The following is a 13,600-nucleotide window of genomic DNA, read 5'->3' as shown; positions in this document are numbered from 1 at the left end:
GCCGGTCACCAGCGGTTGGATTCGAAGAAGAACTGCGGCACCGGCAAGGCGCTGCCCTCGGCCACGGCCTGCCCGTAAATCCGCTGCCCCACAGCCAGGTCGAGCACCCCCAGGCCGAACGGCGAGAAGATTGATGCCCTATCCGGGCTCAGCTCCACTTGCCCGGTCATCAGTTGCGCCAGCGTGCCGGTAATGAACGAACGGTCCTGATACTGCTGCACCGCCAGGTCAGGCGAGGTCCGGGCTTTCAGGCAATGCTCGACGTCATCCAGAATGTTGTTGGCGCAGGCAATCACCTCCGGTCCCAGATCACGCAACGAGATGTTCAACACCAGTTGACCCGGCCGAAACGCCGGCTCCAGAACATAAGGACTCGGCGCAGTGGTAGCGAACACCACCACATCCGCCTGCAGGCTGTCGTCCAGATCGGCCAGTTCACCGACCAACCGGTGCCGGGTCGTGGCGTGATCGACCAGCGCTCGTGCCGAATCGGCGTGCTGATCGAACACACTCACCGTATCCAGCGTCCAGCCGTCGCTGACGAACATGTCCAGAATGCTGCGCGCAATGAAGCCGGCGCCAATGAACGCCATGCGCCGGGCATGTTTGTGATGACGATTCATCCAGCGCGCACCCAACACTGCCGAGGCGGCAGTGCGCATGGCGCTGATCCGCGACGCCTCCAGGCAGGCAAAGGCATAGCCGGTCTGCGGATCGTTGAGGATCAACACTGCCGAAGCGCGTTGCAGACCCGACTCGGTGTTGCCGGGGAAGCTGGAAATCCACTTGATCCCACTGACCGGCTGTTCCCCGCACAGACTGGCGGGCAGCGCGATGATGCGGTTGGCCGGTGCTTCGGGAAACCTCAGAAAGTAACTGTCGGGGTTGATCGTCCGACCCGCTTCATGGGCCAGATAAGCGTCTTCGACGTCATCGATGCACGCGAGAGGATCCGCCGCCAGCAGCCGCGCGACCACTTCACCGTCGATCACATGGAACGGAGCCTGGCGCGAGCGTTCGGCTGCCAGATAGGTGGTCCATTGCGGCATGACCGGCATGTCTGCCAAGTTCATGTTCAGCACATCGCTGCCGAAATGCCGCTCGACCCACAGGTCGTCATACAGCGTGTCCAGATAGCGCTCACCCCAGTCCGGCGACAAGGCCACCACCACCGAACCGGGTTCGATGCGGTCGCGCCATGCGTGAACCGCCGCTGCCACGGTGGCGGTCGAGCCACCGACCAGCAAGCCTTTGGTACGCGCCAGAATGCGGCACATGGCTACGGTGCGCGACTCGGGCACCATCTCCAGCGCGTGGACACCGTCGGCATTGAAAATCGGCGGACGCTGGCTGGTGCCAAGGCCCGGAATGTAGCGACGGCTGGCCGGGGTGTTGAACGTCACCGAGCCGACACTGTCCACGGCAATGATTTTGGTGGTCGGGTGATGGCGCTGAAAATGCTGGAGGCAGCCCATCAGGGTGCCGGTCGTGCCTGCGCCAACGAACAGGTAATCGACATGCCCGAAATGCTGGCTTATCGAACGCGCTGTGGTGCGTGCATGGGCTCGCGGGTTGGCCGCGTTTTCGTACTGGTTGAGCCACACATAGCGCGGGTCGCTGCCGATTTTTTCGCGGATCAACGCAATGCGTGTACCGAGAAAACCGCCGTTTTCGTCCGGCGTCTCGACCCGGATGACCTCGGCGCCGTAAGTGCGCATCATGCGAATGTTGTGGTTGGAACTGTTGGGATCGACCACGCAGGTGAAGCGAATCCCGCGTTCGGCGCAGAGCATGGCCAGCGCAACACCGAGATTGCCCGACGACGATTCGATCAGAATCGTCTCCGGCCCTATCAGACCCCGTGATTGCAGGTCATCCACCAGACCGACGGCGGTCTTGAGCTTGATCGAACCTGCCGGGTTGAGCGATTCCATTTTCAGGAAGAAGTCATGCCCGAGACCCGAGACTTTGAGAAAGGTCCGGTCGTGAATAATGTCGCAGATAGTGTCGTACATGAGGGTCACTTCCACTGTGCCAGTAACGGTGCATCGGCGGTGCAATCGACGGTCTGTTCTAGAGCATTGGCGATCCGTCCGGCGCGCAGGGCCATGAGGGAAAACGACTGGCTGTCGCTGATACCGTGACTGCGCTCGGAAAGGCCGTTGACCCAGATATTCACGTCGCAGTCTTCGTCCATCGCGACGTGGTAATCCCGGTCGATCAGAAGCCCACCGTCCAGGTCCGCCTTGAGCCAGGGTTGCAGCCCGCTCAGCAATGGCGGAATCAGGTATTGCTCGTAGCCGGTGCCCAGCACCACAGCGTCTACGTCCAGCACCTGGGTGCGCTGACTGAAGGTGTCGGTGATCTCGACGCGATAACCGTTTCCGACCTGTTCGACGGACGAAACGACGCTGTAGCCGTAGGTCTGCAAGCGTTTGCGTCCGGCGATGGCGTCCTCGTAGATCAGTGAAAACAGCTTCTGACTTTCGTCCGGGTCGATGCCCGCATAGTTGGTCGAGCGGCTCCAGTCGAGAAAACGATGCCGCGCTGCGTGGTTGAGACTGTGGAAGTAATCGACGTGATCGGGCGCAAACACTCGGTTGGGGAACTGCCCCAGTTGGGTCAGTTTGAAACCGGCAGAACGATGCACGGAGTGCACTTCGATGCCCGCATCACGCGTCACCAGTTCCAGCACCGACTCACTGGCGCTCTGCCCCGAACCCACCACCAGCCAGCGCTTGGGCAGGTTTTCGCCAAAGGCTTGCAGGCGGGTCAGAAATTGCGAGGTATGGAACAGCGCAGGGCCCAGCAGCGACTGGAACATCACGGGAATGCGTGGCGCACTGCCGCTCGACAGCACAATGTTACGGGTGGTGAAGCAGGCATCCGGCGTGCCGACTTTCAGCTCGCAAAGACGCCCGGCACGGATCACTGGAGCGATGTCGGTCACCTGTGAATTGAAGCGCGTGTCGCTGTCCACCTGCTGCGACACCCAGGCCACGTAATCCGACCATTCGTGGCGGCTCGCAGGACGACCCAGCAGGCCGAAATCGAACAGTCGGTCTTTGCTCTTGAGGTACATGGCGAACGAGAAGCGGCTGCGCGGGTTGCGCGGCGTGACCAGATCGCGAAAGACGTGGTGATTGATGTCCGTTCCGGCGAGCAGCAGTTCCCTGTGCCACTGGGTGTCCGCAGCGGCTTCAAGAAATCGCACAGAAAGGTTCGCCAGCGGACCGTTATCTTCCCGCGCATCCTCGAGCGCGCAGGCCAGAGCGATGCCCGCCGGGCCGAAACCGATACACACAGCATCCGATTGATAAAGGTGTGGTGTTGAATGACCCATGGAATTCCCATCCTTAGAGTTGGCGTAAAGCCTTGAAAAGCGCTCGTGAACATCAGAGAGGTTCCGGAATCAGTCCCTTGGGACCGACGTTCCAGACACTGTTGAATGCGCCGCGGTATTCGCCCTGATCGAAGCTGACCTCGCCCAGCGGCGTACTGAAGAGGCTATGGTTCAGCACATCCAGCAGCTGCTCCCCGCGCCACGCGTTGTTGGCCAGAATTGCCAGCACGTAGAGCATCAGCAGGCTTTCCCGGTAATAGGTCTGTGGCATGACGCCGAACAGCGACGGGTGCAATGCCTGTGCTGCGTCGCTCTGTTGCGCGCCGGGCGGCACGCCGAAACCGATGACCCAAGTGTTGCTGTCATGGGCAGACGCACAGCCCAGGTGCGGCGAGGCGGCGTCGTCGGTCAGAACTAACGGCCGGGTACTGCCTGCCTGACGTCGCGCCCGCCAATGCTCGCGACTGGGGTGCAGACGCCCGGCGAACACTTCCACATCGGCGTGCTCCCGTTCGCTCGTTACACGCAGGCCGGCGATTTCAAGCGCATCGCCGATTGCCGCGATGAGCGCTTGGCCATGGGCGCTGCCATCCGCTTGAAGGTGCACGGCATGCCACTGACGTGCTGAAAGCCATCGCGTCAGGTCCACAGCCAGTTGCCGGTCCGAGGGGCAAAACCTGAATACGTTCGAGTGCTCGATCGTGAGTCGATCGATGGTCGCCGCAGGCGTCAGCAGCGCAATACCTGCCTGCTGATACAGCGCAGCCGCGCCGATGGCGGCATCGGACGAAAAGTGACCGATGACCAGATCTGCCTGCCAGTCGATCATCTGCTGCGCCACTTCGGCACCTCGGCCGGCACTGGCACCGTCATCGAGAAAGCGCCACTGCACGCGGCCCAGCCCCGGAATGACGTTGCGCGCCATGGCCATTGCCCTGAGAAAGGTCCGGGCATGGGGCGTGTCATTCGGGTCGAACAATGCACTGACGCCGACCCGCAAGGCTTCAGGTTCCAGCAAGACGACGCTCATGGCCGCACGCCCTGCTGATCCGGGCTGCACCGCAAGGGATCCGGCGCTAGCGCCGACCAGCCGGGACACGGCGTACGCTGCCCCGACAGGCGATCGCGCAGGTGATCAAACGCGATATGCGCAACGCCCGGCGCAAACTTGAAGCCCAGCCCGGACATACCGGCCGCCATATAAATCGGGCTCTGTTCATCACAAAAGCCCAGCAACGGCCGCCCATCCACGCTGTAGCTGTCAAAGCCCGGCAGAACGTCCAGCACACGCACCTGAGCCGCCCAGCTGTCGGACAACTGCGCAACGCGCTTGCGAGCGTCCGCGGCATGGCCTGCGTCCGGCAATGCAAGGTGCTCCGGCCACATACTGCTGTCGCGCAGGCCGCAACCGGTCTGCACGATGTTGCGGGTCAGCGGGATGCCGTAGCTCTGGGTGACAGCATCGATCAATGGCATGGACCAATCGCTGTCGGTCATGACCCGTGCCAGCGGAATCGAACGCGCTTCCAGCGCCAGGTGCGGCACCAGTAACCGACTCCAGGCCCCGGCTGCCACGACCACCGCGCGACACCGCAAGGTCACATCGCCCAGTTCGATGTGTACCAGGTCGCGGGCCCGGCAATCGATGGCCTTGATCTCGCGATGTTCCAGCAGCAAGCCGTGCTGACGCACCACGCCACACAACGCGGCCACCGCCTGGCGCACATTGCCGACACAGGCGTGCGACTCGAACAGATTGACCCGCTCTTCCTCCGGACAGCTTGGATAACGGCTGCCGTCCAGCTCGCGACGGCTCAAAAGGCGCATGGGATACCGCTCACTGCCATAGTGCTCGATGGCGCGGCACAGGTTGTCCAGTTGATCGGGGGCCGCGCGGTAGATAACACCGGTGCGCCTGAGTGCCTGGCGGTAAGTCGTGGCGAACACGCCCTCTTCCATCCGGCCGATGGAATAAGCCGCCAGCTCCATCAGCAGCGGATCGCTGTCGTACAGGCGCACCAGCCCGCCGGAGTAGCCGCTGGCCCCGAGGCTGCCTGCTGCCCCCTTATCGATCAGCGCGACCGACACCCCTGCGCTGCATAGCTTCGCCGCGATACTGGCGCCGGTGATCCCGGCGCCTATGACCGCTATTTCATGTTCGATGAACATCGTGGAGAGTCCGTTCAGATGGAGTATTCGGCAGCCGATCCCGACATGACCGTGGCGTTGACCCGGGCTTCGGGCAAATCGAAGGCGGTGACAATCCGTGCCGACATCTCGGGGATCAGCGCCTTGCCGATGACCGCGATGAAGGCTGCGAGATGGCTGACCGGTCGACCTTCCGCCAGGCGCGTGCGGGTGATGGCAATCACATCCAGCAGCACCTGCGCCATGCCTTTCATGGAAAACTGATTCGGCTCGCACGCCTTGCTCCACTGCAGACGCAGCGCTTCCAGCAGGCCTGCGTCGGCACCGCACACACCGCTCCACCAACTGCTGTCGCGCTGCTCGCCGGTTGCGAGCAAGGCCGGGAAGAACGCTTCGAACACGTCCGCGCGCCATTTCAGAAAGTGCTGCAGACGAAAATCGCCCTCGCTCTCCTCCGGCGCAATGCTCGCCAGGTACAGACGGGCGCTGTCGGCACAGGCTTCGCGGGCCAGATCCCCGACCCAGATGGCGTGATTGCGGCTGGTCGACAGATTGAGTCCGTCCAGCTTGAGAAACTGGTTGGGCACAAAGCGCTGTTGAACCCGGATGTCATCCATCACCGACAGCTGCGCCGGGTAGACGACGGCGTGGCTGAATACGCAATCGAAGCCAAGAAAATGCACCAGCGTGCCCTGTCCCGACTGCCAGTACTGACGGAACAACTCCGGACGACCTATACGGTCGGCGTATTCGCGAAACGCGGCCATATAGCCGGGCAGCCCCATGAACCAGGTGTGCACCCGGCACGAGCCGTCGGCCTGAAGATCGAGGCCGCCATCGTGCGGACGTGTGACGCCCCAGTCGTGAATGTGCTCCAGGGTGTCACGCAGCCAGGCGTTCAGCGGACTGCGCCACTGGCGGTCCAGCAGCCGGTCACGCAGCGCAGGCTTGCAGGCTGCCAGTTTCAGGAATGCTCGGTGTGCGGTTTTCCATTGCGAAGGCTGTTTGCACAGCTTGCAGTGCAGCCCCGTCATCAAATGCGCGTCAGGTGCCTGAGCGCAGTTTTCGCATTGGCTGGCGTCGGACTCGACACCGCAGTAGTTACAGTTGCCGCGCGCAAACGCTTCGTAACCCCAGACATCGCAGTCAGGGCAATAAGGTTCGCTCGAATCGCGAAACTCGATCAGCCCTGCGTCGCGGACTTTGTTGAACACGTCGGCAACCGCCTCGGCAAACCAATGGTTGTCGTAAGGCCGCATCCAGTTGTCCGGCTGGATGTTGATTGCGGCCAGCGAGGCTTCGATCCGGTCCGAGTTGCGATTGGCAAGTTCTACCGAATCAATGCCGGTTTCAAGGCCCTTGCGCAACATGTATGACTGATAGTCGTCCGAGTAGGACAGCAGCACACACTCATGGCCGCGTTGACGTTGAACGCGGGTAAAGACATCGGCAGCCAGAAACGGACCTGCAATATGACCGATGTGCAGATCGCCGTTGGGCGTGGGCGGCGTGATGGTGACAATGTACTTAGTCATCGAGGCACCCCGTGGTTTCGCAGTGTTGCTCGACGAACGCGTTGACGTAGTTCATGTCCCACCACACCACGTAGAAATGAAAGTCCTCATCGGAATCATTAATGACGTAATGGTTGGTATGTTTCGGAATGGCCGCAATGTCGCCCACGTTGAACGGCATGATCTTGTCGCCCACCACCAGTCGGGCACTGCCTTTGATGGCGATGAATATTTCCTGATCGATCTGGGTATGCGCCTCGCTGCGGGTACCCGGACGCACCACGCACCACCCGCCTGCAAACGGCATCGGGTAACCTTCCCAGGGCAATAGACGACTGCCGTCGAGCCCATACTCATGTACCAGGGCATCGAAGTCGGTTTTACGGTGTATATCGAACTTTTCCATGCTCAGACCCGTGTGTTGTGAGTGGGGCAAAGCATGAAATTCGCTGCAACAATTGGCTATCCGATCCCTTGATAGATCAGAGCGGTCGAATCGATTTTCTGAATGGCCAGGCGCGCAAACAGTCACAGACAAACCTGCAACTCCGTATGGATATACCGTAACGTATTCGCTTTTGCAGGCTTCTGAATTCTGGAGAACGTTTGATCCAGAGGCTTTTGTGCAGCGTTAGTGCATCTTGAAGTTAACAATGAGGTGAGAGCGTTTTATGACGCGGAACATGCCGGGCAATGCCCGGGTTTGCAGCAAGTTACGCTTGGTGATAGTCACTATCGACAATGCTGATAATCGGTTTTTTGCCGCCGGTGTTACTGTTGCCTTCGATGAATGAACATGTTTCCCGGCGGCGCGAATCCGCATCGTGATGCCGATGAATACCTGCTCTTCTTCATCACTCCTTTGGTTAGATATTTAAGCCATCCCACACCCCAGTGAGGTGGCTTTTTTTTGCCTGTGAATCGACGCTACAGATCGAAGCGGTCCACCACGTTCCGTCGCTCGTTCTCGCTGCGCATGTCGTAGCTGGCAGTGGTCGCGATGTGCGTGTGATGGGCCAGCTTCTGAGCGATCGACAAATCGTACTCTTCGATGACCCGAGTAATGAACGAGCGTCGGAAGTCGTGAGGCATGATGTTGACACCCACCTGCTGCCCACGCTGTTTGGCAATGAAATAGATCGCGTGCTTGGTGATGCGCTCACGGGTGATGTTGCTGCCCCGGCGGATCCGGTTGAACAGGAAAGGATCATCGTCCTGCCCCGGCGGCAGGCAGGAGCGACGCAGTTCCAGCCAGTCACTCAACGCGCCGAATGCCCACTCGGGCGCGTATTTGATCAACTGCTTGTTGCCCTTGCCCGTCACCCGCAGACTGCGCTCGGCAAAGTCCACCTGAGCCAGGTCCAGATTCACCGATTCCGACTTGCGCATTCCCGAACCATACAGGATCGCGATGATCGCCGCGTCCCGCCGACCTTGCGGCCTGGGATCGGAGGCGCAGACTTCCATCAATTCGCGAATCAGCGTGCGCCGAATGTTCCGTCCCTTTGCCAGGCGTGTCCCGTTAACCGGTTTGATGGAGCGGATTTTCAGCAACTGATCGTGGCTGATCAGGTCATGGCGCCACGCTTCGTTCATCACACCGCGAATAGCGTTGACGTACAGCGAGGTAGTGTTGGGCGCGTAGTCATCCTCGCGCAGCGCCGAAACCAGAGCGGTCACATGACCGGGTTGCAGGGTGTGCCAAGGTATGTCGAAGATGTCGACATCGACCATCCCCAGCCGGTCGGCAGCGTCCTGCAGGACGTATTTCATGGTCAGACGGCTGGAAGGAGCGAGACGGGCCAGGTAAAGCTGCAGCGGATTGCTGACGTCCGGCAACGAAGGCGATTGCCGGGGGCTTGCAGCCTGGTCGGAGGGTGGATCGTGCGACATGTCGGACAAGGCCTTTGTGGTGCAAGTGCCCGCGAAACAGCCAGACACGTTCAGTCGATTCAGAGCACTGACTTTAGCACGCTGCACCTGATCAAACCTGCGTAACACCTTGATACCTGAACGAATGGTTATCCCGATCAGTTAGCCGAGCGCAAGGCTCGGCCACCTTTTGCCCCTCGGCGATTTGCTTTGAGGGGGCCGAAGTGAGCAAAGCCTTTGCTCCGGGCAAACACGTCCAGCCTGTTTACCCTATCGACCGGTATCCACCACCACGCGACCGCGCACCTGACCGGCAATCAGTTGCGGCGCGATGTCGATCACTTCACTCAGGCCGATCTCCCGACTGATCAGTGGCAGCAACGAAGCATCCAGATCGGCGGCCAGTCTTGACCAGGCTTCAACACGATCCGAGTGAGGCCGGGTGACGCTGTCGATCCCGGCCAGCGTGACCCCGCGCAGAATGAACGGTGCCACCGAGCCCGGAAAATCCATACCCTGCGCCAGGCCGCAGGCGGCAACGATGCCGCGGTACTTGATCCCGGCGCAGACGTTGACCAGCGTGTGGCTGCCCACCGAGTCCACGGCAGCGGCCCACTGTTCCTTGGCCAATGGACGACCCGGCTCGGACAGCGTGGTTCTGTCGATAATCCGCGCAGCGCCCAACTGCTTCAGATAGTCACTTTCCGCGACACGCCCTGTGGAGGCTACGACCTGATAGCCGAGCTTCGCCAGAATGGCGACGGCGAAGCTGCCCACCCCGCCATTGGCGCCGGTGACCAGTACCTCACCGTGTGAGGGTTTCACGCCATGCTTTTCCAGCGCAATGACACTGAGCATCGCCGTGTAACCTGCCGTGCCGATGGCCATTGCCTGACTGGGCGTGAACGCATCCGGCAGTGGAATCAGCCATTCACTCTTCAGCCGGGCCTTTTGCGCGAGACCGCCCCAGTGCCCTTCGCCCACACCCCAGCCGTTCAACAGCACTTTGTCACCGGGTTTGAAGGCCGAGGCCTGGCTGTGCTCGACGACACCCGCCAGATCGATACCCGGCACCATGGGAAACTTCCGGACAATGGGGCTCTGACCGGTCAGCGCCAGTGCGTCCTTGTAGTTGAGAGTACTGTGGGAAACAAGCACGGTGACGTCGCCCTGCGGCAGGTCCGCCGCGTTCACAGCAGTCAGTTTCACGTGATAACCCGACTCGTCCTTATCAATCACAATGGCGTTGAATGTGCTTACAGGCATAGGCGCCTCCAATTTAGACCGATCGTCTTTAAATAGACCACAAAGCTCATTGAGGCAGTCCGCGAAGGAAGCCGGCAATGAATGTGTTCAACGGGGTATCGCTCTTGACCAACCGGGCGCGCAGCACCGCGCCCTCCCAACCGATCCAGAAAAATGCAGCCAGCTCATTGCAGTTCGCATCCCCGGCCAGTTCGCCATGCTTTTGAGCTGCACGCAGGCAAACGGCGAGCCTGGATTGCCAATCGAGCAATGTCTGCTCAAGAACCTCGCGGAAAGCGTCCGGCAGCAGGCAGATTTCCTGCCCCAGGTTACCGACCATGCAACCGCGTCGGTAATCGTGACGGGCCATGCCTGCCTTGGCGCTTTGCACGAAACCAACCAGCCGTTCCAGAGGCGAGAGGCTTTCGTCCAGAAACCACTGGTCCAGACGTTGCGCAAAATATCGGCAATATTCGTCCAGAACAGCGCGACCGAACGCCTCCTTACTGGGAAAGTAGTGGTAGAACGACCCTTTGGGGACGCCAATCTCCTTGAGAATGTAGTCAATCCCGGTCGCGGAAAAGCCCTGCTCCGTCAGCACTTCAAGGCCGCGACGCAGCAGCGTTTCACGGGTTTCGAGATTGTCGCGGTCCACTTTGGGTGGGCGGCCGGGACGGCGGGGCTGGACAGCCGGGTTGGATAATGTGGTCATGCAGACGATATTAGACCGATCGTCTTTTATGTCAACAGGACTTCCAGTAGCAGCTGCAAACTGCCGAGTGAGTCGATTGCCAAACCCTGCATGCCGCGCTCAAATGACTGCTTACTTACTGCCACGGATCAGGAGCCCCGCATGAGCCTTTGGCCAGACACCCGCATTCTGGAACTCTTCAATATCGAATTGCCCATTCTCCATGCCCCGATGGCTGGCGCGACCGGATCGTCCATGGCAATTGCCGTTGCCAATGCGGGCGGTCTGGCGTCGTTGCCATGCGCCCTGCTCACCCTTGAGCAAGTCCGTGAGGAAGTGACGGCCTTCAGACAGGACAGCAGCGCGCCGCTGAATCTGAATTTCTTCTGCCATCAGCCGCCGCCTTTCGATGCGCTACAAGCCGATCGCTGGAAAATGGCGCTAAAACCCTATTACGAAGAACTGGGTGCAGACTTTGATGCACCGACGCCGGTTTCCAATCGCGCACCATTCGACAGTGAAAGTTGCGCGCTTGTAGAGGAGTTGAAACCTGAAGTCGTGAGCTTTCACTTCGGCCTTCCCGAGCAGGCGCTACTGGACCGCGTGCGCGCCACAGGCGCGAAGATCATTTCTTCAGCGACCACCGTTGAAGAAGCCATCTGGCTGGAACAGCGCGGCTGCGATGCAATCATCGCCATGGGCTATGAAGCAGGCGGGCACCGCGGACTGTTTCTCAGCGATGAGTTACACACCCAAGTGGGCACGTTTGCACTGGTGCCTCAGGTCGCTGACGCTGTCGGCGTTCCGGTAATCGCAGCAGGCGGTATTGCCGATGGGCGTGGCGTAGCGGCGGCGTTCGTATTGGGCGCCTGTGCTGTGCAAATCGGCACGGCTTATCTGTTCTGCCCGGAAGCCAGGGTCAGCAAGCCACATCGCCAGGCACTCAGTGTGGCCAAGGACAGCGAAACGGCAGTGACCAATCTGTTCACCGGCCGCCCGGCGCGCGGCATCATGAACCGGATCATGCGTGAGGTCGGCCCGATGAGCCCGCTGGCACCGACCTTCCCACTGGCCGGCGGTGCGCTGATGCCGTTGCGGGCCAAGGCCGAACCTCAAGGCAGCGGCGACTTCATGAACCTCTGGGCTGGCCAGGCGGTCGGTATCAAGCATTCGCTTACGGCAGCTGAACTGACCCGGCAACTGGCGGACAACGCACTGCGCATTTTGAACCGTGCTTGAAACATCGCTTCCAGAAAGAGGGAGGATCGCTATATATTTAAATATATAGCGAAACGCCTCCTGTATGGCGCCGCATCATTCATCTACCGGAGTTGCTGCATGCACGCGTCCCCGCTGCGAACCCTTCTGAAATTCACCGCGCTTGCTGTCACGCTCGCCAGCACCTCTTCTGTCCTCGCCGAGGAAGTTCAGGTCGCCGTAGCCGCCAACTTCACGGCACCTGTCCAGGCCATCGCCAAGGATTTCGAGCGTGATACCGGTCACAAGCTGGTCGCCGCCTTTGGTGCGACAGGCCAGATTTACACCCAGATCAAGAATGGCGCGCCATTCGAAGTATTCCTGTCGGCCGATGACACCACGCCTGCAAAACTCGAACAGGAAGGCGACACCGTCAAGGGCTCGCGCTTTACCTATGCCATTGGCACGCTCGCGCTGTGGTCTGCCAGGCCAGGGTACGTCGACGATCAAGGCAACGTGCTCAAGACCCACCAGTACGAGCACTTGTCCATTGCCAATCCCAAGACCGCGCCTTACGGGCTGGCGGCTACTCAGGTGCTGGGCAAGCTGGGCCTGACCGAAACCACCAAAGCGAAAATCGTCGAAGGCCAGAGCATCACTCAGGCCTATCAGTTCGTCTCCACCGGCAATGCGGAACTGGGTTTCGTCGCCCTGTCGCAGATTTACAAGGACGGCAAACTGACCAGCGGCTCAGCATGGATTGTTCCGGCTGCCTTGCATGACCCGATCAAACAGGATGCGGTGATTCTCAACAAGGGCAAGGACAGCGCGGCGGCCAGGGCGCTGGTCGACTACCTGAAGGGCCCGCAAGCGGCCGCCATCATCAAGTCGTACGGATACCAGTTGTAAATGCCGCTGGGAAGCGCCGACATCGCGGCGATCTGGCTGACGCTGAAACTCGCCTCGTTGACCACCGTGATCCTGCTGGTGATCGGCACGCCCATCGCGCTATGGCTGTCGCGCACTGACTCATGGCTCAAGGGTCCGGTCGGTGCCGTCGTCGCCCTGCCCCTCGTTCTGCCGCCCACCGTCATCGGGTTCTATCTGTTGCTGCTGCTCGGGCCCAACGGTGCCATCGGTCAACTCACTCAGAGTCTGGGACTGGGAACGCTGACGTTCAGCTTTACCGGGCTGGTGATCGGCTCGGTTCTCTACTCGATGCCATTCGTGGTGCAACCTCTGCAGAGCGCCTTTTCAGCCATCGGCACACGCCCGCTGGAAGTGGCCGCAACGTTGCGGGCAGGCCCATGGGACACGTTCTTCCACGTGATTGTGCCGCTGGCAAAACCCGGCTTTATTACTGGCGCGATTTTAGGGTTTGCGCACACGGTCGGAGAATTCGGGGTGGTATTGATGATCGGTGGCAACATTCCCGAGAAGACTCGCGTGGTGTCAGTGCAGATCTTCGACCACGTCGAATCCATGGAATACCTGCAGGCCCACTGGCTGGCCGGAGCGATGCTGGTCTTTTCATTTCTGGTCCTGCTGGCGCTCTATTCCAGTGGCAAATCCAGAACAGGATGGAGTTGA

The 13,600-nt window shown here is 60.4% G+C and carries 12 protein-coding genes; 3 read left to right on the top strand and 9 right to left on the bottom strand.

Annotation, left to right across the window (positions count from 1 at the left end; genetic code table 11):
* Window positions 1-5: 5 nt before the first annotated feature.
* The 9 genes from sbnB to acuR form a co-directional block, all read right to left on the bottom strand.
* Window positions 6-2,015: a 2,3-diaminopropionate biosynthesis protein SbnB gene (gene sbnB / locus KDX39_RS24840; protein WP_231662191.1), complete on the bottom strand. Its 2,010-nt coding sequence runs from the start codon at window positions 2,013-2,015 to the stop codon at window positions 6-8.
* Between the two features lie 5 nt (window positions 2,016-2,020).
* Window positions 2,021-3,343: a lysine N(6)-hydroxylase/L-ornithine N(5)-oxygenase family protein gene (locus KDX39_RS24835; RefSeq protein WP_231662190.1), complete on the bottom strand. Its 1,323-nt coding sequence runs from the start codon at window positions 3,341-3,343 to the stop codon at window positions 2,021-2,023.
* Window positions 3,344-3,395: 52 nt separating this feature from the next.
* Window positions 3,396-4,373: an ABC transporter substrate-binding protein gene (locus KDX39_RS24830; protein ID WP_231662189.1), complete on the bottom strand. Its 978-nt coding sequence runs from the start codon at window positions 4,371-4,373 to the stop codon at window positions 3,396-3,398.
* Window positions 4,370-5,512, bottom strand: coding sequence for an NAD(P)/FAD-dependent oxidoreductase (locus tag KDX39_RS24825; RefSeq protein ID WP_231662188.1), 1,143 nt, complete (start codon window positions 5,510-5,512; stop codon window positions 4,370-4,372). Before KDX39_RS24825 ends, KDX39_RS24830 begins: the two co-directional genes overlap by 4 nt.
* A 14-nt stretch (window positions 5,513-5,526) precedes the next feature.
* Window positions 5,527-7,026 carry a methionine--tRNA ligase gene (locus tag KDX39_RS24820; protein ID WP_231662187.1) on the bottom strand — a complete coding sequence of 500 codons (1,500 nt, stop codon included), beginning with the start codon at window positions 7,024-7,026 and terminating at the stop codon, window positions 5,527-5,529.
* The gene (locus tag KDX39_RS24815) at window positions 7,019-7,411 is read right to left on the bottom strand and encodes a cupin domain-containing protein (RefSeq protein WP_231662186.1); all 393 of its coding nucleotides are present in this window, start codon (window positions 7,409-7,411) and stop codon (window positions 7,019-7,021) included. Before KDX39_RS24815 ends, KDX39_RS24820 begins: the two co-directional genes overlap by 8 nt.
* A gap of 521 nt (window positions 7,412-7,932) precedes the next feature.
* Window positions 7,933-8,898, bottom strand: coding sequence for a site-specific integrase (locus KDX39_RS24810; RefSeq protein WP_231662185.1), 966 nt, complete (start codon window positions 8,896-8,898; stop codon window positions 7,933-7,935).
* A 249-nt stretch (window positions 8,899-9,147) separates the two neighbouring features.
* On the bottom strand, window positions 9,148-10,143 hold the full coding sequence (acuI, locus tag KDX39_RS24805; RefSeq protein ID WP_231662184.1) for an acrylyl-CoA reductase (NADPH): 996 nt from the start codon (window positions 10,141-10,143) through the stop codon (window positions 9,148-9,150).
* A gap of 46 nt (window positions 10,144-10,189) precedes the next feature.
* A complete protein-coding gene (gene acuR, locus KDX39_RS24800; RefSeq protein WP_231662183.1) occupies window positions 10,190-10,834 on the bottom strand; it encodes an acrylate utilization transcriptional regulator AcuR in 645 nt (214 codons plus the stop codon).
* 141 nt (window positions 10,835-10,975) lie between these two features.
* Here acuR and KDX39_RS24795 point away from each other — a divergent pair, with 141 nt between their 5' ends.
* The 3 genes from KDX39_RS24795 to modB all read left to right on the top strand — a co-directional run bounded on the left by KDX39_RS24795 (window position 10,976) and on the right by modB (window position 13,600).
* The gene (locus KDX39_RS24795; protein ID WP_231662182.1) at window positions 10,976-12,052 is read left to right on the top strand and encodes an NAD(P)H-dependent flavin oxidoreductase; all 1,077 of its coding nucleotides are present in this window, start codon (window positions 10,976-10,978) and stop codon (window positions 12,050-12,052) included.
* 99 nt (window positions 12,053-12,151) lie between these two features.
* A complete protein-coding gene (gene modA / locus KDX39_RS24790) occupies window positions 12,152-12,919 on the top strand; it encodes a molybdate ABC transporter substrate-binding protein (RefSeq protein ID WP_231662181.1) in 768 nt (255 codons plus the stop codon).
* Window positions 12,920-13,600 carry a molybdate ABC transporter permease subunit gene (gene modB, locus KDX39_RS24785; protein WP_231662180.1) on the top strand — a complete coding sequence of 227 codons (681 nt, stop codon included), beginning with the start codon at window positions 12,920-12,922 and terminating at the stop codon, window positions 13,598-13,600.

It is taken from the genome of Pseudomonas sp. CDFA 610 (genome assembly GCF_021147865.1).
Classification (GTDB): Bacteria; Pseudomonadota; Gammaproteobacteria; order Pseudomonadales; family Pseudomonadaceae; genus Aquipseudomonas; species Aquipseudomonas alliivorans.
Note: the sequence above shows the minus strand (reverse complement) of the source record. Positions and strands in the feature narration are given on the sequence as shown.